This is a genomic window from Shewanella algae, from assembly GCF_009183365.2.
GTDB lineage: Bacteria > Pseudomonadota > Gammaproteobacteria > Enterobacterales > Shewanellaceae > Shewanella > Shewanella algae.
On the sequence record NZ_CP068230.1, the window covers coordinates 4,238,969 to 4,265,139 of the forward strand.

Sequence of the window (26,171 nt, forward strand, 5' to 3'; positions counted from 1 at the left end):
GTTTCAAAGGTGTATTTATCTTAATCAGTATAAAAGCCACTAATGAGTGTTTCTGCAAAGCCTCGGCTTTACGCCTAGGGAGAGCTCTCGCACAGGTGATCCTGTGCCTGGAAAATGAGCGTATATCTTTGGGTATATAGGTAACTTAGAACAACTCAATCATCACAGAATTACACCGACTCCCGCTCGAAGCGGCCGCAGGGCGTTGATGACAATCGCGTAGCGAGGCATGGCCGTTCACGGGCGTCCTGCCCTTCACGGCATTGGGACTCCTTTCCGGCAGATGCTGACGCAGCTCAGTCGAATCAGGGGCGAGTGTCGCTTAGCGACGAGCTCACGAGCGCGAGACAGGATGTTGAGCGGGGTAAGAGTCACATGGATGTGACTCTGAGCGTCTGGCGCGATAGCGAATTGGCATCATAAGCACAAGGGGGTTTCCGCTGCGTCGCGGGTCGCAGGGGGTTTGGAAAGGGGGCGAGTCGATACAGCCCCCTTTCCTCGGGTGTGGGGCGAAGCTCCACGACTTTACGCCGCTGGAACAGCGGCTATCATTGTTTTCAGCTCAAAATAGCCAAATAACATAGATTGAACTTCCAGCAACGGATGTCTCCCATTGCCTGCCGCAGGCTTATGCACAGGCGAGCCTGTGACACGGCGTGAATACGTCCATGTAGCCTCGACGAAAACATCCTTGTTTTCGACGGTCACTGTCCCGCCTGTGCCTGGAAATAGGTGTATGTCTGCAAATACTTCAGATGTTTCAAGCTACTCAGGACTAACAGAGTTGCACCTATTCCCCCTCGGTGTCGCCGAAAGCCGGTGGCGCAAATAACGTGGCTGAGGCATGGATGCCGAAGCAGCGACAGTCGAATCAGGGGCGAGTGTCGCTTAGCGACAAGCTAACGAGCGCGAGACAGGATGTTAAGCTGGATAAGAGTCACATGGATGTGACTCCGAGCGTCTGGCGCGATAGCGAATTGGCATCATAAGCACAAGGGGTTGTCCGCTGCGTCGCGGGTCGCAGGGGGTTTGGAAAGGGGGCGAGTCGATACAGCCCCCTTTCCTCGGGTGTGGGGCGAAGCTCCACGACTTTAGGCCGCTGGTACAGCGGCTATCATAGCTTCCAGCTAAGAGTATCTAAGTTAGTATTGGCCGAGCTTCCGGCGACGGATGTTACTCATTGCCTGCCGCAGGCTTATGCACAGGCGATCCTGTGACACGGCGTGAATACGTCCTTGTAGCCTCGACGAAAACGTCCCTGTTTTCGACGGTCACAGTTCCGCCAGTGCCTGGAAAATAGGCGTATGTCTGCAAATCGCTCAAATATTTCAAGCTACTCCATTTTCACAGAATTACACCGAATCCCGCTCGAAGCGGCCGCAGGGCGTTGATGACCATCGCGTAGCGAGGCATGGATGCAGAAGCAGCGCCAGTCGAATCAGGGATGAGCGTCTGGCGCGATAGCGAATTGGCATCATAAGCACAAGGGGTTTTCCGCTGCGTCGCGGGTCGCTGGGGGTTTGGAAAGGGGGCGAGTCGATACAGCCCCCTTTCCTCGGGTGTGGGGCGAAGCTCCACGACTTTAGGCCGCTGGCACAGCGGCTAGCATGGCTTTAAGCCAAAGCTCACCAATAAACTTGATCTCAGCTTCCAGCTAAACCGCAAGCCCGTCACCCGCGGTGCGGATAGACTGAAAGCCCGAATACCGTGAAGGACAGCACGTCCGAGAACGGCCACTCACACAGGCTTTTCCTAGCCAAGAGCCCACCAGCTTCAAATATGACGCTAATACCAGTCCTACTCCTGCAGCAGATCGCGACAGATCTGCACCAGATCCGACTGTACTGCCGCGGCAGTCACTTCCCTGCCGGCACCTGGGCCGCGAATGATCAGCGGATTACCCTGGTAGAAGGCCGAGCGGATGACAAACACATTATCTCCCGGGGTCAGATTGGCGTATGGATGCTGACGCTCGACCCATTGCAGAGAGACTTCGGCATTAACCTGGCCATCTTGCTGCTCCAATGAAGCCACATAGCGCAGCACCTTGTTTTGCTCGGCCGCGGCGGCAAACTGCTGCGCGAGAGTGGCATCCAATTCGGGGATCCGCTGCAAGAACTCATCCAGCGGAATGTCGGCCAGCGCCTCAGGCACCAGAGAGCTTAAGCGAATATCTTCAAGCTCCAGTTCCAGACCTATTTCACGAGCCAAAATCAACAGCTTGCGCTGCATGTCACGCCCGGAAAGATCGTCCCTGGGATCCGGCTCAGTGATCCCCAGCTCTTTGGCCTGCAACACCAGCTCGGAGAAAGGTTTGACGCCATCGAAATGCTCAAACAGCCAGCAGAGCGTGCCGGAGAAGATACCGCCGACAGCCTCTACCCTGTCGCCGCTGTTGTGCAAATCATTGAGCGCGTGCTGCACCGGCAGCCCGGCGCCGCAACTGGCGTTGTAACGCCAGAACAGTCGGCGGTTACCCAGTTGCTGTTTCAGCTCACGGTAGAAAGGCAATGGCCCGGAGCCGGCCAACTTGTTGGCACTGACCATATGAATGCCACGGGCAAAAAACTCAGGATACTGTAGTGTCAGTCCGGCGCTGGCACTGATATCCAGCGCCACCAGTTCATCGGCTTGTAGCAACGCAAGCTGTTCGAACAGATGTTCATACTGCCAAGGGGTAGCTTCGGCTTCAAACCTTGCCTGCCAGTCTTCCCCAAAGATCCCTTCATTGCAGATCCAGGCACGGCTCGAACTCGCCAAGCCCAGGAGTTCAACACTGGCCTCCAGCTCACGTTTGAGGCCGTCGCGGGCTCGGCCGAACAACTCCACCCAGGCTTCGCCTATGTTACCCACCCCCAGCAGAATAACGCCTATGCGTTTGCGGGGGCCGGCGCAGCGCCTGTGCACCTTCTGGGTCAGCAGGTTCACCTGCGATTTGGGCACCAGGGTGACCAGGCTGAGTTGGTCCTGATACAGAGGCCGCGCTTCACGGCTCAGCAAGCGGGCAAAGCTGCGGCGATAACTGCCGGCGCCACTGCTTACCAGGGCTACCAGCCCAAGCTCTCTGTCCTCGGTAATGCTTTGAATTTTGAGCTCGGATGTCTGCGCTTCCAGTAGCTGCCAGACTTGGCGGGATAATTCGGGAGTATAGGCCAGCTCAAGTTTGTGTTGCCCTTGAGACCAGTAGGCCAGCGGGGTCAACCCCACCTCATTGAGCGCATCAAGCGTCTGAGTCTGAGCCTGGGTGCCATTGAACTCCAGGCTCAAGAGGGACACCTGATTGAGATTGGTCACCACAGGAGCGCTTGCGGCATCACTCTTGGGGGCTATCAGGGTAAAGTCGGTATGCGAGGCGTAGCTCGAACGCACCGCCAGGCTGACCTCGGTATCAAACAGCGGTTGCAGGGTTCGGCAATGCAGTACCGGGGAGCCGAGCCGCGCCAGGCGGTCGGCCTCAGCCAGCGACATGCTACTCAGCAGTTTGGCATCGGCAATCTTGTTGGGATCGGCATTGAACACCCCTTCAACATCTGTCCAGATAGTCACCCTGTCGATATCGGCCAGGCTGGCTATCAGGGTGGCACTGAAGTCGGAGCCGTTGCGACCAAGCAACAGAGTTTCGCCTTGGCTATTGGCGCAGATAAAGCCGGTGATCACCAGGCGCTCATCGGGATGCTCGGCCAGCAGCCGCTGCACCCTTTCACGGGACTCATCGAGGCGAATCCTGGGAACTGCGCCCTCATCGGCAATCAACAAACTGCGGGCATCCACATGGGAAGCGGCGACACCGGACTCCCTCAGTAGCGCCGCCATCAGTCTGGCCGACCAGCGTTCACCGAAACCCACCACCTGATTGCATTGGTATTCGCTGAGTTCAGGCAAGGACAACAAACTGGCCAGTTGCGCCTTATCTGTAGACAGACGCTCCCGCAGTTGACGTGCCTGTTCATTGCCCAGCAGCTGTTCAATCAGATTCTGCTGATAACCGACAAGCACCTGCAGCTCTTCTTGCCACAGAGCGCCAGACTCCTTCAGGTTCAGCAGTTTATAGAGAAAATTGGTACTCTTGCCGGCGGCGGAAACCACTACAAGATCATCGGCATGACCATGGGTCAGCAAAATATGGGCGACCCGTCGGTAACAATCGGCATCGGCGAGACTGGAACCGCCAAACTTATGTAGGTGACAACGTGCCATCTCAAGCTCCTTCAATTCAACAGTTTGCGGCTGCAGCCAATCCGGCGGCGATATCATCCAGCAGATCCCGGCCATCTTCTATGCCCACAGACAAGCGGATAAGCGTGTCTTTAATACCGGCTTCGGCGCGAGCATCACACGCCATGGCTCTGTGGGTCATGGTGGCGGGCACGGCCACCAGGCTCTCAACCCCTCCCAGGCTCTCGGCCACGGAAAACAGCTTGAGCGCGCCGAGGAAGGCAACCACCTGCGCCTCATCACCCTTGAGTTCAAAACTCAGCATAGCGCCAAAGCCACTCTGCTGCCTGGCGGCAATCTCATGACCTGGGTGGCTCTTAAGCCCCGGATAGTAAACTTTGTCGACCACGGGACTCTGGCTCAGCAGCGCCACTATGCGCTCGGCATTGGCCTGATGCTCGCGGATCCTCAGCGCCAGAGTACGCAGGCCACGCAGGGTCAGGTAGCTGTCGAAGGCGCCACCGCTCAGCCCAAGCGTGTTGGACCACCAGTGCAATTGCTCTGCCAGTTCAGGATCTTTGGCAATCACGGCGCCGCCTACCACATCGCTGTGGCCATTGATGTATTTAGTGGTCGAGTGCACCACTATGTCGGCCCCCAACAGCAAAGGCTGTTGCAGCGCCGGCGATAAAAAGGTGTTGTCGACCACCACCAATGCCCCCTGCTGGTGGGCCGCCTCGGCAATAGCGGCAATATCCACTACCCGCAGCAGCGGATTGGACGGAGTCTCGAGCCACACCATGCGCGGCTTTTGCGCCATGGCAGCGGCGAGTGCTTGCGGGTCGGTTTGATCCAAAACCTGCAAGCGAAACTGACCCTTGGCAGCCAGATTGGTGAACAGCCTATAGCTACCGCCATAACAGTCATGGGGCACCAACAAGAGGTCATCCGGCCCCAGCAGGTTGACCACCAGAGTAATGGCCGCCATGCCGGTCGCTGTGATTGCCGCACTGCAGCCCTGTTCCAGCTCCCCCAAGGCATCCCCCAGAATGGAGCGGGTAGGATTACCCGAGCGGCTGTAATCAAAGGCTCTTGGCTGAGTGTGGCCATCAAAGGCATAGTTGGTCGACAGATAGATGGGGGGCACCACGGCCCCGTGCTGGCTGTCTGATTCGATGCCCTGCCGGACCGCTGTGGTTGCTAATCGCCGCTCTGTCATAATCGACTCCTGAATGCTGAGGTTCGACACCATAAAGATGTCTGGACGTCTAAATCTAACCAATGACCATCCAGCCGTCAATAGGCATCAAGACGTTTGGACGTCCAAATGTATGGATTTCTGTTCATATTGCACAGATTTTGCAGGCAATCATTTGACTGTATCCTGTAAGGGTTTAAAATCTGCTGCGAATTAGTGAGATCACAGGTGAATCAATGACTGAATGGAATGGCGAATACATCAGCCCTTATGCCGAACACGGCAAGAAGAACGAGCAAGTGAAAAAAATCACTGTCTCTATTCCGTTGAAGGTGCTGAAAGTATTGACCGATGAGCGCACCCGGCGCCAGGTAAACAACCTGCGGCACGCCACAAACAGCGAACTGCTGTGCGAAGCCTTCCTGCATGCCTATACCGGCCAGCCACTGCCCAACGATGGGGATTTGTCCAAAGACAAACCCGACAGCATCCCGGAAGAGGCCAAGCGCATGATGGATGCCATGGGCATAGAATGGGAAGACATGGAGTAAGTGTGTTGTCCCTCAGAATTACCTTATAGTTGAACAAGGATCGCGGTGCGATCCTTGTCTTTTTTGGGGCTTGCGAATGTTGTCACTGATAGATCCCGTCACCCTGCTACTGGCGTCCCTGATCATATTTACCGGCGCCCTGACCCAGTCGTTGATAGGCTTTGGCTTGGCCGTGGTAGCCACACCTTTGCTGTATATCGTCGATCCGGAACTGGTTCCTGCCCCGGTTATCGCCATGGGGTTTTCCATCGCCCTGCTGACACTGGTGCGCGAGCGTGGCCACCTGGAATTCAACGGCCTGCAATATGCCTTGTTGGGGAGGCTCCCCGGCGGCCTGATTGGCGCCACCCTGCTGTTGCTGGCGCCGCAGCCTATTCTGGGCTTGACCATAGCCCTGATTGTGGCCGTAGCCGTATTCCTCAGCCTTAGAAAATACAGCATCAAGATCAACCGCCTCAGCCTGTTTATCGCCGGGATATTTTCCGGGATCTTCGGTACCGTGGCCGCCATAGGCGGACCGCCGATGGCCCTGCTGCTGGCGGGTAAGGATGCCAGTCAGTTCCGCGCAGCGCTGTCGGCCTTCTTCATCTTCAGCTCATTGATAGCCTTGATTATTCTCGGCTGTTTTGGCCTCTTGACCTTGAGACACCTATGGCTTTCGCTGTTGCTGCTGCCTTCGGTATTTCTCGGTTTTCTGGTGGCTGGCCGCTTGGTGGGCCGTGTGGATAAAGAGAAGACCCGAGTCCTGACGCTGGCGCTGTGCGCGCTGAGCGCCCTGTTGCTGACCATCAAATCAAGCCTGGCGCTCATCAACGGTTAATTTTAGAAGTGATAGCTGGTTTGCAGTACGCCGCCTATGGCGTCATCGCTGCCGAACATGCCGGTGAGATCCAGCCGGAAACTGTTGCCTATGGCGAACCCTGTCCCGAGTGAATAAAGATCGGCGGTGTGATCATTGAGATCCTGGCGATAACCGAGCCGTAAAGCAACCCAGTCAGCAGGCCGGTATTCACCGCCTAAACGCCAATAGCGGCTGCCCTCAAGCTCGGCAAACTTGTCGTTGTCGGTAAGATCCAAGTCGCTGCTGAGTGAAAAGGCTGCCCAGTCATAGGCCACCCCTGCGGTAACCATAGGTTTCACCTGATAGGTAAGCTGCACGCCGCCGGCCTCTATGCTGCTTAAGTCCCGCTTGATGAGGTTGCGACCACTGACACCGATAACCAAACCATCCAATGGCTGGAATGCCAGACCGATATCCAGGTTAAAGCCAGTGTCATCGCTTCGATAATCATCATCGTTGAAGTCATCGGCATCAAAGTTGTTGGCGCTGACGGCATAGTTAAAACTGTCCAACCGTTGCAACTTGGGGGTAACTCCCACTGTCACCGGCATATTGACGATAGATAGCGGATAGCTCACGGCAACCCCTAGCTCGGAAACCGCCCCGGCCACCACTCGCCCCTGGGAGGTCAAATCTTGGATTTCCGGCGGATTATTGGGGTCCAGATTATCCAGGGCATCAATATCCGCGGCGGCGATTTCGGCTATTCCCAAGGCATCGAGATAACTCTTGAATACAAAGGCATAATTAAAACCATCCGAGGGCATGACCAAAGCCATATTGATACCGGCACTGACGTAAGCGCTATTGCCCTGCAGCGATTTCAAGTCACCACTGAGGCGCTTTCGGTAGTCATCGATAGCCGCTGTGTCGGCGGCGTCTATGGCATTAACCAGGGCGTCATAGTTATCCTGCAGGGCATCAAACTTATCGATCATCTGATCTTTATCGGCGCCATCGGCGCCGATGGTTGGAATGAGTAAACTGAAGTCATTGCTGCGGCGCGAAGGCAAAGCCAGCAGTGCCGGATTGGAAAAGGCCGCCGCCTCACGATTACCGGCTGCCACGGCAACCCCGCCCATGGCATCTGAGCGGGCCTCATAAACATCCTGACCTGCCAGTGCCAATGTGCTGGCAAGTCCCGTGGTAAGCAGTGTCAAAAGACTCAGTTTCATCTCATCACCCTCTTGCTTTTATCTGTAACCTGACACACGCGGTTACCTGGGTTAAAGATAGTCCAAATCTCGATGAAACTATGGCATCAAACACAAAAAAGCCCGTACCAAATGATACGGGCTGAGGCTCAAACAGGTTCAGAAGTGCTTGTTAACCAAGATAGCTCTGACCTGCATAGAGAATAAAGTGTCTAAGTGCCAGCACGCCGGTCAGGCTGCAGCAGGCTACCGCCAGCATGGCTCCCTTGCTGTGACGGGTACTCGCCGGCAGCAACAGCATGGAAAGCAGCGGGATACCAAAACCTATACCCACAACCCCAATCCAGAACACGCTGGCCCAGACGCCGCTTGTCAGTGATGCCAGCGCGGCGGCAGCAGCGCCACCCTTGAAGTAGAGCGCGCAGAACAGCATAAACAGGAACAGGATTTCTGCCACCATTACCGGCAATTCCAAACCGTGCATCCGTCCCAGCTGTGAGCAGTGCTTGTCTGTCTTGAACAGCAGCAGCGCTACTACCGCGTTGGCTGCCGCACCGGCCGACAAGCCGGACACCAGGAACAGTGCCGGTAAGACGGCAGTGTTCAGCATGGGGTAGGCGTTCATGGCGGAGATCAGGAAGCCGGTATAGGCACCCACGACAATTGCCAGCACGAACAGCAGCACTTCCATGGTCTTGCGCAGGCCAGTCAGTGATTCCGCAATCCCCTTGAGGAAACCCAGGCCCCAGTTGCCGAGATCATCTTTCAGCACGACCAGCGCATAGGCAAAGGTCAGCGGAATGTAAACCAACAGCGCCAACACCCCGATGGACATGACAGAGGTCAGGTTATAGTTGATCAGAATCAGCCAGAAGTGGAATGGCTTGGTCAGGTCAAACACCAGACACAGCATCCCCAGACAGATAGCCACTGGCGCTATCAAGGCTGCGGCCTTGAGAATGCCGCTGTCACCCTCTGTCTTGTTTTGCACCCAACGCAGCCCGATCCCAATCAGCAGACTGCCTGCCGACAACCCCGCCAAGAAGAGGTAAACGGCTATGACCCAGTGCCAGGTGACAGGGTCGTATTGCGTCATATCGCCCCAAGTATTGTTCATGATTGGATCCCCCCTCTCTTGACAGGAATACGGTAGATTCTGGGTTTGGTTCCCAGATGGGTCTTGTCCTGATAAGTCACGCGGGTGTTGAGCAGAGTCGCCACCTCGCTGCCGGCCTCGTTGGCATCACCGAACACCAGGGCGTCTGTGGGACATACTGTCACACAAGCGGGTTGTTCGCCGCGCGCCAGTCGGGTGTCCTTACAGAAGTTGCACTTGTCGGCCACCTTGGTTTCCGGGTTCATAAAGCGCACTTTGTAGGGGCAAGCTGCCACACAGTACATACAACCGACACACTTTTCCGCCTTGATGGAGACTATGCCATCCTCACCCACATAGGCCGCTCCGGTAGGGCAGACCTTGACGCAAGGGGCATCTTCACACTGCTGACAGGACACCCTGTGATACTTGAAGTGCAGATGCGGCGCATCCCCGAATGGACCTTCTACCCGTACCTGCAGGCGAGTTACGCTCTCAGGTACACCGTTTTCGCTGCGGCAGGCGACGTTACAGGCCTGACAGCCGATGCACTTATTCTCGTCGTGCACCATCACATATCTTTTAGTCATCTTCGCCTCCCCTTATGCCTTTTCCAACTTCACACCTGTGGTGTGTACGTTCATACCGCACACAGGTGCAGTCACGTTGGGCAGCAGGTTGCCGCAGTGCACGCCCTTGCCGGTCGCCCGTGCCAGCTCCTTGTTCTTGGAGCCAAAGCCCATGTAGGCGAAAACAGTGTCGGGACGTATGCCCTTGGTCACCAGCGCATGGCCCTCTTCACTGCCGACACTGGAAGTGAGGCGAATGGCATCCCCATTCTCAATGCCATGCTTGGCGGCGGTGTCCGGGTGGATCCAGACGGCGTTGTCGGACATCAGGTTGGCCAGCATAGGCACATTGTGGGTCGCGCCATTGGTATGCACCGCCACCTTGCCCTGAATAAAGTAGAGCTCGTCCGGCTGTTTCAGGGTCACTTCACGATAGGCGATAGTGCCGCGTCCAGGCGCCATGCCTTCCACCTTGGCGGAGGTCAGTTCAATCTTGCCGCTGGGGGTCTTGAACTTGAGCGCGCTGCCGTAGGTACCGTCTTCATCCATGGCTCTGGCGTTGGGGTAGGCGGCGACAAAATCGGCCACCATCTTGGGTTCGCGCAGCATCAGCGGCTTGCCGTAGCTGACAAAGCCCTTGTCCTTGATGTGCTGCAGCAACTTGGCGTCTTTATTCACCTGCAGGAATTGCAGGGTTTCCATGTTTTCCCAGGGATAGTACTGCTCCAGGCCCATCTCTATGCCCAGTTCACGGAAAATTTGCCAGGAAGGCTTGGCATCGCCAATCACATCCACCACTTGCTGACGCAGGTAGTAGGCCGGGTTCTTGCCGGACTTGTCGGCCACCTCTTCATCCCGCTCCAGGTAAGTGCATTCGGGCAGTATGATGTCGGCCCATGCAGCGGTTTCACTGATATAAACATCACAGGAAACCACAAACTCCATCTTCTTCAGGCTCTCAACCACCTTGGCGCGGTCGGTCATGGTCTGCATGGGGTTGGTGCGGCTCATGACCCAGGCTCGCAGTTGGTAAGGCTTGGCTTCCAGAGTCGCATCTATGATTGATTGATAGATACCACCGCCGGACCAGGCCATGGCAAACTGCTCATCCATCTGGTCGATGCGTTTGGCTTGCGGTTTGGGCAGTTTGACGCCCGGCTTACCCAGCTCAGGGGCCACAGCCTCACCGGCAAACTTGTTGTAGCTGCCGGCCTTCTTACCCATGTAGAGGCCACCCTTACGCTCCAGGTTGCCGATCAGCACGTTGGCGGCGTACAGCGCCCGGCGCATATCGAACTCTTCCGGAGTGAAGGTAGATCTGTGGCCAAAGTCGACCACGGCATGGGGCGCAGCGGCGGCATACTCATGAGCAATACGGCGGATATCTGCGGCGGGTACGTCGGAAATTTTCTCAGCCCAATCAGGGGTGTAGGCTTTAACCTCGGCGGCAAAGGCCTCAAAACCTTCAACATAGCGCTCGATAAAGGCCTTGTCATAAAGGTTGTCGGCAATCAGCACATGGCACAGCGCCAGGGCCACGGCCACATCCGAGCCTGGACGAATGGCATACCACTCATCGGCCTTATCGGCCACCACAGAGAACCTGGGTTCAAACACCACCAACTTGGCGCCTTTGTCGGCCTGGGCCTTCATCAGACCTCGGGTCTCGGACATATTGATCCCCTCATAGAGGTTATGACCGAAGTTGATGATGTACTTGGAGTTGGAGAGATCCCGCTTCACCTTGGTACCGAACATCGCCTTGGCGGCGACCACATAACCGCCCGGGCAAGTGGTGTTGTGGGTAAAGGAGTTGGGGCTGCCGTAAGCCTGCCCCAAATAGAACAGGTGTCCGGACAGCGAGCCTGACTTGGAGGAAAACGCCACGGCTTCAGGGCCATGCTCGGCCTTGATTTGATTCAGCTTGCTGGCGATGGTTTGATAGGCTTCCTGCCAGCTGATTTCGGCCCACTTGCCTTCACCGCGCTCACCGACGCGCTTGAGTGGTTTGACAATCCTTTGTGGATCGTACAGCAGACTATGACCGGCGCCACCACGGGCACAGACCTTGCCGCCGAATGATTTGGCTTCTTTGTTACCGCTGATAAAGACGTTTTTGCCATCAACAATCCGTGCCGAAATCGGGCAACGGGTTGAACACATCTCACACATACTGGCAATTTCAGTGGCACTGCCGGTCAGTGGGCTACGCCCCAAAGCCGCCAGCGAACCGGGCAGAACCCCGGCCAGGGCACAGGTTGCCCCTCCGGCTCCAGCCCCTTTCAGAAAGGTGCGCCTATCAAGCTCTATCATGGTTACCTCCATCCTCTCCCCCTTGGGAAAAGGTCGCTCACACAGGTTATTGTTTGAATTGGATTCCGCTTGACTACAGCGGCTTGAGCTCATTGTTTACCCATTAAATTTCTGTGGGTATTGTGGTAAACCACATAGGGGGAGCGAGTGTGATCCAGCCCCCGCAAAGACGCCGGAAAGGGCGTGAAAGTGTGAAGGGAATCCTGCCCCAGATTGATGAGAAAAGAGTCTGTAGATGCACTCCAAGAGTTAACAAATGCAACTTTAGCCGCGACAAATATTCACAAACGTTAAGCTGATCACGCCTAAAAAACCGCTATAAATCCCACTCACGGCTTCTCTAATAGGTCAACAGATAAAGATTAAAAACAAAACAAATCAATACATTGCAAGTATAAAACCACCCAATTCATTAGATTTATTTCAATGATATTTTTATCAATTAGATTATTTTTATGAAGGTGATCCAGTTCAAAGCTGACGCACCTCAGGATTGCTAAATTGACAACCGCAAGGACACATAAAATAACAGCCCATTAACGGAGCGGGCGGTCACCCCAGAGGAATAGATGATGAACACCAGCAGCAAACTCGGCCTTCTGCTTTTAGCCTGTGCATTGGCCACAGGCGCCACCGCAGCCGACGGCGGCAACCCCAAGAAAGGCAAACACCTGTACAAGAAAGTCTGTAAAGAGTGTCACAGCAAAGCAGGCATAGGCGGCGAACTGACTCCCATGAGCAAGACCATGAGCCAATGGGACAGATTCTTCGCCAGAGACAAACACAAAGCCAAACCCGAGGCGTTTCAGCCTTTAACTGAGCAGGAACTCAAGGATATTCAACAGTTCCTGTACGACCATGCCGCCGACTCGGATCAACCCCAGACCTGCGGTTGATAGCGCGTAATCACTTAACTCATTAACAGTCAGTAAGCCAAGTATGGGGTTACCCCAGGGCTGCTTGCTGCCTGAAAACGACCGGCAAGGCCGGTCAGGAGAATCAACTATGCGTACTCTTATCGCACTGGCGGTGGCCCAGGCTCTGGGTTTGGCTCTGCTCGGCAGCCCCCAGCTCCAGGCCGGGGAACTGGATGACAGCACCAAGATCCGCGAGCTTAAACAGCAACTGCAGGAGATCACCGAAGAGCTGGATATACTCAACAGCCGGGTGGACAAGACAGAGCGGCACACGGCGCTCGATCGGCTGGAGATCAGCGGCGACTTTCGTACCCGAGCCCACTCGCTGCACTATGGCAATGTCACCTGGCATCCGGCGATCAAGATGGACTTCAACGACTTCGGCGCCAAAGCCATGGCCGGCGAACTGGGCAACCCCATGGATCCCACCTCGCCCCTTGGCAAGATGATGGCCGCCAACCCTGAGCTGGCCAACGCCTTTGCCCAGGGACAACTGCAGGGCGTTATGCCCTATGTGCTGGCGCCTTATAGCAGTGGCGACATAGACAATGACATCTTCTACACCACCCGGCTGCGGCTCGATATCAAGGCCAAGGTATGGGACAACGTCAGCTTTGCCGGACGCCTGACCATGTTCAAGGACTGGGGCGATTCCACCGGTGTGCAGGTGTTTGATTCCTGGCGCTCTTTCACCATGGACGGCACCAACTCAGGCAACCCCAGCGGCGACTGGCTGCGGGTCGAGCGCGCCTACTTTGACTGGAAAAACATCGGCGGCAGCGAGTTTTATCTGTCTGTCGGCCGTCGTCCCTCCACCTATGGCCCGCCGAGCCACTACCGGGAAAATGAAAAACGTGGCGGCACCCCTTCCGGGCACCTGGTCAACTTCAACTTTGACGGCGCCACTCTGGGCTACAAGCTTGGAGAGCTCACCGGGATAGAAGGCCAAGTGGTGCGTTTCTGTTACGGTCAAGGCTTTGAGTCCCAATGGGGCAATGGCGAGCTTTATGGCGATACCGTCAGCAAGGACACCCATCTGGGCGGTTTCAACATTGATGTGATCAACGACGGTAACCACTTCCTGCAACTGACCCTGTTTGCCGCGCGGGACATCAACGACGGCTTCAAGGGCACCATGGCCTTCCCCAACGAGTTGGCCGGGATTTTCGCCCCCACCCTCTACAGCGATCTGCAGAAATTCGACAACTTCAACTTTGTTACCCGGGTGCAACCCAGCGGGGTCATAGGCGACATGTACCTGGGCGGCCTGGGCTATGCCTATGAGTCCGATGACGATCTCAAGCTGTTTGCCTCCTTCGGCTGGACCCGCGGCGAGAGCAACGGCAACGCCGGCATGTTCGGCGGCATGTTGACCGACGCCGTGTTCCAGGCAGAGCTCAACAGCAGTGGCGATGAACTGCTGATGGTGCCATCCAGCGCCGAGTCCGATGCCTCCCACGATGGTTACGGCATCTATATCGGCATGCAGATCCCGGCGCCTTACGGCAAGTTCGGTCTGGAATACAACTATGGCTCCAAGTACTGGACGCCCTTCACCCAGGCCCAGGACGACCCGGTCGGCAGCAAGCTGGCCACCCGCGGCCATGTGGCCGAGGCCTACTACATCTTCGACATCAACCCCAGGATGTTTATCAAGCTGGCGGGGCTCTACTACGACTATGAATACACAGGTTCCGGCACGCCCGTGGGTGCACCTGTGAAGGTGGATGATGTGCTGGACGGCAGCGCCTATTCGCTATTGCCCGTGGTGGATACGGCGCTGGATATCAACGCCTCACTGACAGTGAATTTCTAGGGAGGAACACAGATGAAAACATTTTATCTGCCATTTATAGCCACGGCACTCTGGCTCGGCCTCCTGAGCCCAGCCCAGGCCGGCGGCCCCCACAAAGAGGTGCTCAAGGGCCCCTTCAACACAGGCTCGGAAGTGACCCAGGCCTGTCTTGAGTGCCATGAAAAGGACGCCGATGACTTTATGCTGTCATCCCACTGGACCTGGGAGCTGGGGCAGGAACTGCCCGGACGCACAGTCAAACGGGGCAAGAAAAACTCCATCAACAACTTCTGTGTTTCCATCGCCGGTAACGAACCACGCTGTACCGGCTGCCATGCCGGTTACGGCTGGAAAGACAACAGCTTCGACTTCAAGGACAAGACCAAGGTGGACTGCCTGGTGTGCCATGACACCACGGGCACCTATGTTAAAGATCCCGTCGCGGCCGGAGAGGTATTCAAGACGGTGGATCTGCTGCGGGTCGCCCAGAATGTCGGCAAGCCGGTGCGGGATAACTGCGGCAGCTGCCACTTCTATGGTGGCGGCGGAGATGCGGTCAAGCATGGCGACCTCGACTCTTCCATGGCCTACCCGGACAAGGCCACGGATGTGCATATGGACAGCGATGGCAACGACTTCCAGTGTCAGGACTGCCACACCACCCAGAAGCATATGATCAGCGGTAACGCCATGGGTGTGTCCCCAGGTGGTGAAGATCATATCGGCTGTGACAATTGCCACGACGGTGCACCACATGGCAACAAACAGTTGAACAAGCACGCAGCCACTGTGGCCTGTCAGACCTGCCACATTCCCTTCTTTGCCCGCCATGAACCCACCAAGCTGCACTGGGACTGGTCAACTGCCGGTGAAGACAGGGAAGAGAGCCTGGATCAATATGGTCGTCACAGCTACGCCAAGAAAAAGGGCAGCTTCGTTTGGGGCAAGATGGTCAAGCCCAGCTACGCCTGGTACAACGGCCGTGCCGATGCCTATATGGCCGGTGACAAGATGGATCCCGAGCAGGTCACCCGTCTGACCTTCCCCCTGGGTGACATTCAGGATCCCAAGGCGAAGATCTACCCCTTCAAGGTGCACACAGGCAAGCAGGTGTACGACAAGGTCAACAAGGTGCTGCTCAATCCCAAGACCTATGGCAAGGGCGGTTTCTGGTCTGAGTTTGACTGGGATAAGGCGATTCGCTTAGGGATGGCCGCCAGTGAGCCCATGCAGGCCAAGGGCATCAGCTACAGCGGCCAGTACGGCTTTGCCCAAACCGAAATGTGGTGGCGTATCAACCACATGGTCTCGCCCAAGAGTGAAGCGCTCAAGTGCGCTGACTGCCACAACGGCGGTGACCGCCTCGACTGGCAGGCGCTGGGCTATGAGGGCGACCCCATGAAGCACAAAGGCGGCGTCCGCCACGCCCGCTGAGCAGATTCAGGCAAGCCCTGAAGACCGGCTCCCGTATCTCCCTGCCTCCCGGGAGCCGGTCACTCTCATCTGTTACTATCCAAACGAGATGCCACTTATCCCCAAAAAAGACATTTAGACCCAGAATCGGGCCAAAGTGTCCAAGCGGCACTACACTGAATTAGACTATGACGGTAAATTCGGGTCATTGGTGATGCAACTCCCTACAAAAAATGGCATTTTTCTTGCGTTGTCTGGGCATCCTTTTCTGTGGCAAGTGCAATGACAACAAACGGCAAGACTTTTTCCTCATTAAACCGCTCCCTGGGTGAGCTCAGCGGCGCCTTTGCCGATCTGGGAACCTTTCTCCCTCTGGTGCTTGGGCTGATCGCCCTGAATCAGTTTTCTCCCCAAGGCATTTTTCTCGGTTTCGGTCTCTTTGCCCTGGCCACCGCCCTGTTTTATCGCCGCCCCATTCCCGTGCAACCCATGAAGGTGATTGCCGCCCTGGTCATCGCCCAGGGGCTGACACCCGGCATGATGCAAGCCAGCGCCATGCTGATGGGAGTAATACTGCTGGTACTGGCGGCCTCCGGCGCCATCAGTTGGCTGTCGCGGCAAATATCCCAGGCTGTCAGTGTCGGTATCCAACTGGCCATAGGGCTGCAGCTGTTGTGGATGGGTTTCAAGATGATGGCCGACGAGCCTGTGCTGGGATTCGGCGCCTTCGCACTGATTTTCTTTGCCCGCTTTATCCCGCTGCGCTATCTGGCCATGCCCTTGGTGATCGCCCTCGGCATGCTGTGGCAATACCAGCAAGGCGGCAGCGACAGCAGCTTTGTGTTCAACAACACGCCTTGGCACTTGAGCTGGCCCGAGTTAAATGACTGGGGCGCCGCGGCGACCCTGTTGGTGCTGCCGCAACTGGCGTTGACTTTGACCAATGCCGTTATCGCCACCTCAGTAATGGCCAAAGAGAAGTTCCCCGAAGACAGCAAGCGTTTCAGCCCCAAGGCCTTTGCCACCAGCTCTGGCCTGGCCAATCTGTTGCTGAGCCCCTTCGGTGCTTCGGCCATGTGCCACGGTGCCGGTGGGTTGGCGGTGCAATACCATTTCGGTGCCCGCCGCCTGTGGGCGCCGCTGATCTTCGGCGGCAGTTGCCTGCTAATAGCCCTCTCCTGGGGGGAAAACGTGGCCTGGCTGCTGAGCCTTATTCCGCTGGCTATTCTCGGTAGTCTGCTGTCCACCGCCGGCTTGCAGTTGGCCTGGTCCAAACGCCTCTTGGACGGTAAGCCTTTCTGTATCTTTGTTATCCTGGCGACCGCTGTGGTGAGCCTGGCCGTCAATGCCGCCGCCGGTCTGGCTGTAGGTGTGGTGCTGGAATTCGGCCGCCGTCAGTGGCAAACCCTAAGCGCACTGCGCTGATCTCAATCCACAAAGCCACCATCCCGGTTCAAACTGAGCCCGGGATGGTGGCTTTAGAGTCGATGGCAGGCGTTATCTGCAGGGCCACCTAGCCTGCCGGGAAGCGTCGCGGCGGATTAAGCGGCACATCGTTTTGGCTCAAGGCCCACCTGGCAATCTCATCCTTACGCATAAAACCGACATCTGCATGAGACTTGGCATACTCGAGGAAGGAATTGAGTGCGCTGACGATTCCGGGGGCACCGCCTATCCTGTCGTGAACACTGATGGACATCATGCGTCTGCGGTCTGCCCCTTCGAGATAAAGGCAGTCAAATTCATCCTTGAGTTCCTGCAGGAAGGCCGCGGCTGTCATGGCTGTATTGCCGCCGAAGCGGCCTATATCGTTGTTGCGCAGGCTATAGGGCACCACGGCAAACGGCTTTCCTTTGACAGGGATCAGCGACGGCTCGTCGCGGCCCAGATCATCTATGTGATAGATAAAACCGAGCTGCTGCAGTATCTCCAGCGTCTTGGGGGTATGCCGCATCCAAAAGGCGTTGAACCCCAACGGCCGCTGGCCGGTGATCCGCTCCAGAGTGGCAATACTCTGCTCATAGGAGCCGCGCTCTTCGGCTTCACTCATGCTGTACTGCGGCGTCCAACTCTGACCATGGCCGGAGATCTCATGACCATGCTCGGCCACGGCTCTGGCAAGCTCAGGAGCCAGTTCAGCAGCCCGCCCCACCATGTGCGACGTCACCTTGATACCGTGTTTGTCCCACAGTCGCAAAAGCCGGGGGATCCCCTCATTCATGCCGTAGGCGTACCAAGTCGGCGTGATGGTATCAACATAACCCGGCTCCATGGGGGGAAACGGCCCTTCGGCATTTGCCCCTTGGGCTCCCGCTTCAAACTGCATTGAGATGGAGATAACCAGGCGCTCACCATTGGGCCAGAAATGGCGCTTGCCTGCTGGGTTATTTTTGCCATCAGCGGCCGCTGCCCCTGGAAGCAACATGGGCGTGCTCATACCACCAGCGGCCACGGCGGTTTGACTTAGACCCAAACCGGCAGCCAGAGCGCCACCGGCCATTAAAAATTGTCTGCGTGAATGCATACTCTTTGCTCCTTAAGGCTTGAGATTCATCTGGGAGAAAAGACTCTGATAGTCTTCCAGATGCCAGTTGTCTGTAATACGGCCTTGCTTAACCCGGTAGAGATCCACCGCCTGAAAATTTATCGCCTGCCCCTGACCCTGCTGTTCGCCAAATTGGCCACTGAAATGACCACGAAACCTCAGACGCACAGTGACATAGTCATCGGCCACCAGGAGATGCTCAATCTCAGCACTGAGATCCGGCACCGCCTGTCTGAAGCCCTCTGATGCCTGTAATACCCCGCCGAGTCCCTGGGATCGCCCGCTTGGCAGCGTACGATCGACAAAGTGTTCACTCAGGGCTGCACGGGCAAAGGCCGGATCGCCACTGTTCCAAAATGCGGCGTAAAGACGGGCCGCCTGAACAATCTCGGCCTCAGCCTGACTGCCATCTGTCACCAGAACCTTGGGCACAGGCAGGTTTGTTGCCAAAGCAGCCGGTCTGGCCACTACTGATGCAGCACTTAAGGCCAAAGCGCTACAGAGCAAGGCCGGCCAAATAGCGGCGCGGCTCAAGGCCCGAGACGCATTGAGCGCCGGGCTTTCCCGCTTCATTGACCCACCTCAAGAGGCTGCAACGCCGGATAATCTGTGTATCCCTCGGCGCCGCCTCCAAACAGTGGGCCAGTGCCGAGCGGCGCCAGCGGCTTACCGAGCTGTAAACGTTTGGGCAGATCCGGGTTGGAGATAAAGGGGCGACCAAAGGCCACCAGATCGGCATAGCCTTGCTCCAATACTGTCTCGGCGCGCTCAAGATCGTAGCGACCGGCCACTATGATGCAGCCTGGAAAGGCATGACGCAGGCTGCGACGAAAGCTTTCGGGAATCTCAGGCGCATCGTCCCAATCGGCTTCAGACAAGTGCAGATAAGCGACTCCTCGCTTGTTAAGCTCGGCCGCCGCCAGGAGTATGGTGTCGACGATTTCCGGGCAAGCCATATCCTTAAAGGTGACATAGGGCGCCAGGCGAATCCCCACCCGCTCCGGGCCTATGCGTTCGGCGATGGCATCTACCACCTGCAGCAGGAAACGCACTCTGTTGGCCTTAGTGCCGCCGTAAGCATCGTTACGCTTATTGGAGTTGGTCCGCAGAAACTGATCGATCAGATAACCGTTGCCACCATGTACCTCAATGCCATCAAAACCCGCTTCAACGGCATTGACTGCGGCATTGGCAAAATCATTCACAACCCGGTCAATATCAGCCTGGGTCATGGCTCTGGGTTCCGGACAATCCACCATCTGGCCGCCATCACTGCCGTTTGAAACCCACACCTGAGTCGCCGTCGGTGCTATGGCCGAAGGGGCTATCGGCGCTTCTCCCTTCTGGAACACGGGGTGAGACACCCTGCCAACATGCCAAAGCTGATTGAAGATTCGTCCCCCGGCGTCATGCACGGCGCGGGTAACCAAACGCCACCCCTGCAGCTGCTCTTGGGTGTAGATCCCGGGTGTAAAGGAATAGCCCTGGCTGTCGTCGGAAATCTGGGTGGCTTCTGTGATGATAAGCCCTGCCGAGGCGCGCTGACGGTAGTATTCCGCCATCATGGCATTGGGAATATTGCCCGGTTGACTGGTGCGCGAACGCGTCATGGGGGCCATGACCACCCGATTGGACAGATACAATCCCTTGAGGGAATATGGAACGAACAGTGACATATGAAACTCCTGATGACTGAATGGCGAGCTCGCCGGAACACTTCACAGGCTCATTGTCTATCTTTCGAACTTGATTGATAATTGGGCTATTACTTAACTTATTTTCAAATAATTTTTGAATGTATCATCTCAATGATCTGCAACTGGCCTTACGGGTGGCCGAACTTCAGAGCCTGTCTGCCGCCGGACGCGAGCTGGGCATGACCCCGGCCGCCGCCAGTGCCGCGCTGCAGCGGCTGGAAAAGAAGCTGGGCAGCCAGTTGTTTGCCCGCTCAACCCGGCGACTGCAGCTCACCGAAGAGGGACAAGTGTTTGTCGATGCCGCCCGTCAGGCGATGGGGCTTTTGGACAACGCCGCCATGGCGTTGGCGGAAAGCCGCGGTGAGCTCAAAGGGGAAGTCAGGTTGGCACTGCCTTCGGACTTGGGCCGCAGCCTAATACGTCCCTGGCTGGACCAACTGATGGCCGGGGCGCCCGAGTTGTCACTGCAGTATTTCTTCGGCGATCAGCTGACAGATCTCATCGGCCAGAATGTTCACCTGGCGCTGAGGTACGGCCATTTGAGCGACTCAAGCCTGATGCGGCGGCATCTATTGTATGTGCACAGGGTGGCGGTGGCCTCGCCTGAGTATCTGGCCCAATATGGTCGGCCCAAGACGCCCCATGAACTGAGCCAGCATAAGGTGCTGATCCTCAATCGTGGCGGTGAACCTTGGCAACGCTGGGGCTTCACGGAAGCCGGTAACCCATTGGCCGTCGAGGTGAAAGGCAGGCGAATAGCCAATGATGGCGCCGTCATTCGCGACTGGGCCCTGGAGGGCCAGGGTATCGCCTTCAAGAGCTGGTTGGATGTCGCCGAAGATGTGCATGCCGGACGACTGATTAACCTTTTTTCGCCCCAGCAATGCGAAACTGTGCCGCTGCAAATCCTGTACCTGCATACCGACTACCCCAGCTTCAAGGTGCGGCGGGTGATAGATTTTCTGGCCGACAGGTTTCAGACATTTGAGCGGCGCTTTCCGTTGATTTGAACCTAGCCCATTCTTGCGCAACGTTGCCGGGATTAGCGCCGGGCTTTCTATTCGCTCAGGGCTTTTTTCTCGCTCAGGGCTGTTGCCCCCAGAGGCAGCCACACTCGCACTCGGCAGCCGCGGTACTCGCGGCGGTTTTCCAGCTCCAGATGACCATTATGCTGGGTCACCACGTCGCGGCAGATAGCCAATCCCAGCCCCAAACCATCCTCCTTGGTGGTGGCGAAAGACAGCATTAATTCCGCCGCCGAGGCGCTCAACCCCGTGCCTGTATCCAAGAGTTCCAACAGCAACCACTCTCCCTTGGTCCCGGCGGCTGGGGGCGCGGCCTGATAGTCGAGTTTGAGTTGGATCTCCCGTTTACCCGATACCGCATCCAGGGCATCCATGGCATTTTTCAGCAGGTTAACCAGCATCTGACTCAGCCCCACTGCATCTCCCAGCAATGGCCGCTCCGGCCCGCGACGACTTATTTTGAGCTCAACCCCCTGCTGCTCCATCGGCCGCTGAAACAGCGCCAGTGCATCCCTGAGCAGCGACTCTATCACCACAGGCTCAGATTCGGCCCGGCGCCGACGCAACAAGCCGCGAATACGATGCACCACGGCTCCTGCGCGGATAGACTGATTATTGATCTTGGTCAGCACCTCACGCATGGCATCGGCGCGCTCACCACAGCCCTCGGCGGCGCGCTGCTCCAGCACCATCATGGCGCCTTCGCTGTATTGGGTAATGGCGGCAATCGGCTGGTTGAGTTCATGCGCCAGCCCGGCACCAATTTCGCCCAGAATAGCGGCACTCTGCATTCGTTCCAGTTGCAACTCTTTATCCCGCAGTTGTCGCTCTGTTGCCAGCAAGAATTCGCTCTTCTGGCGGAACTTGTACTCCAGCCACAGGTGGTAGAGAGTGGAGATCAGGAACAGTAACAGCAGCGCTCCGCCCCACTCTTTGTTCTTGCGTACCCAGTCGATGGCGGCTTCATACAAAGGGGGTGGGCCGCCGTGGAGATCCAGCTCCTCATACAGCTTGATCACCTTGAGCTGACTGATAGGAGCTGTCCAGCCCATGGTGTCGGCCTTGATCGCCGCTTCAGAGTCGGAAGGCAAGTCGAACAGCGCCCGGGTCACCGACTGGGTGATATGGCTGGGCACCAGGTCAGAGGCGGCAAATGACCAGTTGGGATAGAGGGCACTGCTGGTTTCACAGTCATAGCCCTCGGGCTTGACGCCGTTGATCACCCGATAGTCCTGGCGCTGCACCAAGCCGGTTTCCACCATCTCTTCCAGGGTACAGAAGGGGGTGATAGCGGCATCCACTGTGCGGTCACGCACCTGGTAAACCAGAGGCTCCAGCGGAAACCCCAGAAAACGCACCTCGCCGAAAAAACGCTTGGCGGCAAAGCCACGCTTATTCAGCAAGCCTACAGTCGCCTGATATCCCCCCAGTGCCTGAGGATCGCTGGCCACCACAGTGGCACCACGTAGCTCCTCAATATTGCGCACCGGGCTGTCGGCCCGCACTATGATCGCCGAGCTGATGGCAAAGGTGGTTCCCTGATGCTTGCGACTGCGCATGGTGGCCAGCCAGGACAGGGGCAACTTGCTGCTGAGGCTAAGATACTGCCCCGGGTTGGTCACAATAAAGTGGATCCTGTGCTCCAGCAGTTGCTGGCTCATTTGATCAAAGGTCAGCGGCTCCACCTCGAAACGATTGCCGGGCAGCTGTTGGCTGAGATAACGCATCATGGGGCGCCATCTCTCTTTTGCCTGGGCAACCCCGTGATTGGCCAGTACCCCGACCCGAAACACAGCCTCTATGGGCTCGTCACCCATTTCGGCATCGGTCGCCGGTTCATACAGTTGCGCCGAAGCCGAAGCACACCCGGCCCCCAACAACAGTATCAAGATTAATATTCTGGCCATTCCTACTCCCCTTTCATCCATGAAGATAAGCTAATACAGACAGCAAAAAAATAACTTGATGGAGGGCAAATGTCGGCCAACACCTCAGTGATCTGGCTCTAAAAGCCAACAACCGGGTTTGAGCCCAGTCGCGACAAAGATTAGGATTGGCTTATTCACCCGAGAGAGGCAAGTATGTGACTGACACAGCGCTTTATTTGGTGGACGACGATGCCGCCGTCCGGGATTCACTCGGCTTTATGCTGAGCCAATTCGGTTACCGGCTGCAAACCTTTGACAGCGGCCAGGCATTTCTCCAGGCCGCCGAGTTGGAGGCACCTGGCTGCGTAATCCTCGACAGCCGCATGCCGGAACTCACCGGCCAACAGGTACAGCAGAGATTATTGGAGGCCAACAGCCCCTTGGGGATCATCTTTCTCACCGGCCATGGCGATCTGCCGATGGCCGTTGATGCCTTTCGTCAGGGAGCCTGCGACTTTTTCCAGAAACCGGTTGCCGGCAAGGCGCTGGCCGCCGCCATCGAAAAAGCCTTCGACTACAGCCTCAAGACCCATGAACAGCAGCAACTGCAGCAGAAATACGCCACCCTGACCGAGCGGGAGCAGCAGGTATTGCAGCTGCTGGTGCAGGGAATGACCAATAAACAGATGTCCGAAGCTCTCTATCTGTCACTGCGAACCATAGAAGTACATCGCGCCAAGATCATGAAAAAGCTTGGTGTTCACAGTATTGCCGAACTGATTAAGTTCACCCCCTTGGTTTGACCCTCTCCCGGGTGCGACAGCTTGTCGCACTTTGGCTGTTTAGCTTTGCCCCATCCGCGCACAAGACCCAAAATGGGTCATTCAAAACAACCAAAATCAATAAGATATGCGCTTTTCACCTTCTCCTCTCGCTCTGGCTTTACTGCCAATAATCGGTCTGGGCTCAGCCGCCAAAGCCAGTGATTCTCCCATGGAAGTGCTGGTGGTACACGGCAGCGTACAGAGCAGCGTGCTGCAGACCTCGCCAGAAGCCACCGCGCCCAAGGCCGATATCAGTGGTCTGCTCAAGTCACTGCCCGGCGCCAACGTCAACAGTAACGGTCCACTAACCGGCATAGCCCAGTATCGCGGCCTCTTTGGCGATAGAGTCGAAACCCAGGTCGGCGGCATGAGCATGGCCGGTGCAGGTCCCAACGCCATGGATACCCCCTTGAGCTATGCCGTACCTGTGATCACTGAGCAGTTAGAGCTGGATCGCGGCATAGCCCCGGTCGCCAGCGGCGTCGATACCTTGGGTGGCAGCATCCGGGTAGTGGAGTCCCAGGCACGTTTCGATGAAGTCAGCGGCCTGGTCAGCGGCCAATACCAGCACAATGGCGAGCAGAGCCGCATCGGCGTCAAGAGCAACTTCGGCGGCGAGCGGCAGGCACTCATGCTGTATGGCGACTTGTTCAAGGGCAATGATGCGCCCGAGAGCGGCGATAACCACCGACTGCTGCCAGGGGTCTACGACAAGCAGGTGTTCGGTGGTGAATACAGGTTCAACCTGGCCGACAGCAACGACGATGATGAGTCGATAGCCTTCTCGTTCCAGCATCTGGAAACCAAAGATGCCGCCACCCCGGCGCTGCCGATGGATATCGACTATATCCGCACCGACAGATTCAAGCTCAGTGGTGAGCACCTGCTGGCCGATTGGCAAACGCGCTGGCATCTGGGCTACAGCGATGCCCGCCACGGCATGGACAACTTCAGCCTACGGATGAAAATGCCTACCATGGCACCGCGCTACACCATAGCCGACTCCAAGAGTTTCGACGGCCATTGGCAAATGGCGAAAGACAGCTGGGAATTTGGCTTGGATTGGCGCCATGCCGAACACGACACTGTGGTGACAGACCCCAGCAACAGCAAGTTCCGGGTGGATAACTTCAACGGTGTCAACGACAGTGTTTACAGCCTCTACGCCCAATGGCAGCAGGATTTTGGCCGGTGGAGCTGGCAACTGGGTAGCCGGGTGAAACACTACAGGTTTGATGCCGATCCCGTGAGTCACTCTATGGCGGCGATGAAACCGGCAATCAAGACCCTGATGGACAGATTCAATCAGGCCGATCGCAGCCAAAACGATACCGGGCTGGACTTGGTGATCAACGGCCGCTTTGAAATCGACAGTGAGCTGGATGCCATAATCGGCCTGGCGCGTAAACAGGCCAGTGCCAGCTATCAACAGCGCTATCTCTGGGTGCCGATGCAGTCCACCGGTGGCCTGGCCGATGGCCGAACCTATGTGGGCCAGATGGACTTGGAGCTGGAAACCGCCTGGCAACTGGAGCTGGGGCTGGATTTACACCGTCAGGATTTCAACCTGACCCCTAGGGTATTTGTCCAAAGGATAGACAACTATATTCAGGGCCTGCCCACGGATGATCCTGCCGTTATCGCCGCCGGCGATGCCAACACCTTGGTATTCAGTAACACCGATGCCCTGCTCTACGGCATGGATGTCAACGCCCACTGGCAGTTGCATGAACAGTGGAGCCTGGATCTGCAGGCGGCCTATACCTATGGTGAGCGCCGCGACGTGGAAGACAAGCTTTACCGTATCGCCCCGCCCAACCTGACTCTAGGACTCAACTGGGATCAGGGCAGCTGGTTTGCCCGCCTGGAGACAGTAGCAGTTGCCGCCCAGGATAAGGTGTCGGCCACTCAGCTGGAGCAGGAAACTGCAGGCTACGGCTTGGTGAATCTGGCGGCCGGTTACCGCGGTGACAGCTTTATGCTCAAGGCCGGGGTCGATAACCTGCTGGACAGAGAATATGTCGATCATCTCGCCGGTTATAACAGGGTAATGGGCGGTGATATCGCGGTAGGCGAGCGCTTGCCACAACCCGGTCTCAACGCCTGGGTCATGGGCGAGTACCGTTTTTAAGGGCGCCCCGGTTGCCCGCTTAAGGGTTCATCCTCACCGTGCTCCCGCAGGCCGTTGAGATTTCCACTGCAATTGAACC

The 26,171-nt window shown here is 56.8% G+C and carries 19 protein-coding genes; 9 read left to right on the forward strand and 10 right to left on the reverse strand.

Annotated features, from left to right (window positions below):
• Positions 1-1,797: 1,797 nt before the first annotated feature.
• Together E1N14_RS18920 and metB are read right to left on the reverse strand one after the other, a co-directional pair.
• Positions 1,798-4,197, reverse strand: a complete 2,400-nt coding sequence (locus tag E1N14_RS18920) for a bifunctional aspartate kinase/homoserine dehydrogenase II (protein WP_062793962.1) — start codon at positions 4,195-4,197, stop codon at positions 1,798-1,800.
• 16 nt (positions 4,198-4,213) lie between these two features.
• Positions 4,214-5,374, reverse strand: a complete 1,161-nt coding sequence (gene metB / locus E1N14_RS18925) for a cystathionine gamma-synthase (protein WP_025010191.1) — start codon at positions 5,372-5,374, stop codon at positions 4,214-4,216.
• 215 nt (positions 5,375-5,589) lie between these two features.
• Here metB and metJ point away from each other — a divergent pair, with 215 nt between their 5' ends.
• Together metJ and E1N14_RS18935 are read left to right on the forward strand one after the other, a co-directional pair.
• Complete coding sequence (gene metJ / locus E1N14_RS18930; protein ID WP_025889629.1) at positions 5,590-5,904, forward strand: met regulon transcriptional regulator MetJ; 315 nt, start codon at positions 5,590-5,592, stop codon at positions 5,902-5,904.
• A 76-nt stretch (positions 5,905-5,980) separates the two neighbouring features.
• Positions 5,981-6,724: a sulfite exporter TauE/SafE family protein gene (locus E1N14_RS18935; protein ID WP_025010192.1), complete on the forward strand. Its 744-nt coding sequence runs from the start codon at positions 5,981-5,983 to the stop codon at positions 6,722-6,724.
• 2 nt (positions 6,725-6,726) lie between these two features.
• Here the strand turns inward: E1N14_RS18935 and E1N14_RS18940 are convergent, their stop codons facing one another.
• The 4 genes from E1N14_RS18940 to phsA form a co-directional block, all read right to left on the reverse strand.
• Complete coding sequence (locus E1N14_RS18940; protein ID WP_025010193.1) at positions 6,727-7,920, reverse strand: conjugal transfer protein TraF; 1,194 nt, start codon at positions 7,918-7,920, stop codon at positions 6,727-6,729.
• 151 nt (positions 7,921-8,071) lie between these two features.
• Entirely contained in the window at positions 8,072-9,016 is a 945-nt protein-coding gene (gene nrfD / locus E1N14_RS18945; RefSeq protein ID WP_025010194.1) for an NrfD/PsrC family molybdoenzyme membrane anchor subunit, read from the reverse strand.
• A complete protein-coding gene (locus E1N14_RS18950; protein ID WP_025010195.1) occupies positions 9,013-9,585 on the reverse strand; it encodes a 4Fe-4S dicluster domain-containing protein in 573 nt (190 codons plus the stop codon). Before E1N14_RS18950 ends, nrfD begins: the two co-directional genes overlap by 4 nt.
• 12 nt (positions 9,586-9,597) lie before the next feature.
• A complete protein-coding gene (gene phsA / locus E1N14_RS18955; protein WP_025010196.1) occupies positions 9,598-11,877 on the reverse strand; it encodes a thiosulfate reductase PhsA in 2,280 nt (759 codons plus the stop codon).
• Positions 11,878-12,446: 569 nt separating this feature from the next.
• Between phsA and E1N14_RS18960 the strand changes: the two genes are divergently transcribed.
• From E1N14_RS18960 to E1N14_RS18975, 4 genes are all read left to right on the forward strand, one after another.
• Positions 12,447-12,773 (forward strand): c-type cytochrome, encoded by a 327-nt coding sequence (locus E1N14_RS18960; RefSeq protein ID WP_025010197.1) that lies wholly within the window; start codon positions 12,447-12,449, stop codon positions 12,771-12,773.
• Between the two features lie 109 nt (positions 12,774-12,882).
• Positions 12,883-14,610: a DUF3373 domain-containing protein gene (locus E1N14_RS18965; protein ID WP_025010198.1), complete on the forward strand. Its 1,728-nt coding sequence runs from the start codon at positions 12,883-12,885 to the stop codon at positions 14,608-14,610.
• Positions 14,611-14,622: 12 nt separating this feature from the next.
• Positions 14,623-16,023 (forward strand): tetrathionate reductase family octaheme c-type cytochrome, encoded by a 1,401-nt coding sequence (locus tag E1N14_RS18970; protein ID WP_025010199.1) that lies wholly within the window; start codon positions 14,623-14,625, stop codon positions 16,021-16,023.
• 261 nt (positions 16,024-16,284) lie between these two features.
• Positions 16,285-17,427 (forward strand): putative sulfate/molybdate transporter, encoded by a 1,143-nt coding sequence (locus E1N14_RS18975; RefSeq protein ID WP_025010200.1) that lies wholly within the window; start codon positions 16,285-16,287, stop codon positions 17,425-17,427.
• An 88-nt stretch (positions 17,428-17,515) separates the two neighbouring features.
• Here the strand turns inward: E1N14_RS18975 and E1N14_RS18980 are convergent, their stop codons facing one another.
• The 3 genes from E1N14_RS18980 to E1N14_RS18990 are packed head-to-tail and all read right to left on the reverse strand — an operon-like array spanning position 17,516 to position 20,223.
• Positions 17,516-18,526, reverse strand: a complete 1,011-nt coding sequence (locus E1N14_RS18980; protein WP_025010201.1) for a polysaccharide deacetylase family protein — start codon at positions 18,524-18,526, stop codon at positions 17,516-17,518.
• A 12-nt stretch (positions 18,527-18,538) separates the two neighbouring features.
• Complete coding sequence (locus E1N14_RS18985; protein ID WP_081782904.1) at positions 18,539-19,120, reverse strand: ester cyclase; 582 nt, start codon at positions 19,118-19,120, stop codon at positions 18,539-18,541.
• A complete protein-coding gene (locus E1N14_RS18990; RefSeq protein ID WP_044735272.1) occupies positions 19,117-20,223 on the reverse strand; it encodes an alkene reductase in 1,107 nt (368 codons plus the stop codon). The genes E1N14_RS18985 and E1N14_RS18990 overlap by 4 nt, the downstream gene beginning before the upstream one ends.
• 119 nt (positions 20,224-20,342) lie before the next feature.
• Between E1N14_RS18990 and E1N14_RS18995 the strand changes: the two genes are divergently transcribed.
• The gene (locus tag E1N14_RS18995; RefSeq protein ID WP_025010203.1) at positions 20,343-21,254 is read left to right on the forward strand and encodes a LysR family transcriptional regulator; all 912 of its coding nucleotides are present in this window, start codon (positions 20,343-20,345) and stop codon (positions 21,252-21,254) included.
• A gap of 47 nt (positions 21,255-21,301) precedes the next feature.
• On the opposite strand, the gene E1N14_RS19000 is transcribed toward E1N14_RS18995, so the two are convergent.
• Positions 21,302-23,086, reverse strand: a complete 1,785-nt coding sequence (locus E1N14_RS19000) for a sensor histidine kinase (protein ID WP_152134835.1) — start codon at positions 23,084-23,086, stop codon at positions 21,302-21,304.
• Positions 23,087-23,322: 236 nt separating this feature from the next.
• Here E1N14_RS19000 and E1N14_RS19005 point away from each other — a divergent pair, with 236 nt between their 5' ends.
• Both E1N14_RS19005 and E1N14_RS19010 read left to right on the forward strand, forming a co-directional pair.
• On the forward strand, positions 23,323-23,940 hold the full coding sequence (locus E1N14_RS19005) for a response regulator transcription factor (RefSeq protein ID WP_263858744.1): 618 nt from the start codon (positions 23,323-23,325) through the stop codon (positions 23,938-23,940).
• 106 nt (positions 23,941-24,046) lie between these two features.
• Positions 24,047-26,092 (forward strand): TonB-dependent receptor, encoded by a 2,046-nt coding sequence (locus tag E1N14_RS19010; RefSeq protein WP_062793880.1) that lies wholly within the window; start codon positions 24,047-24,049, stop codon positions 26,090-26,092.
• Positions 26,093-26,171: the final 79 nt, after the last annotated feature.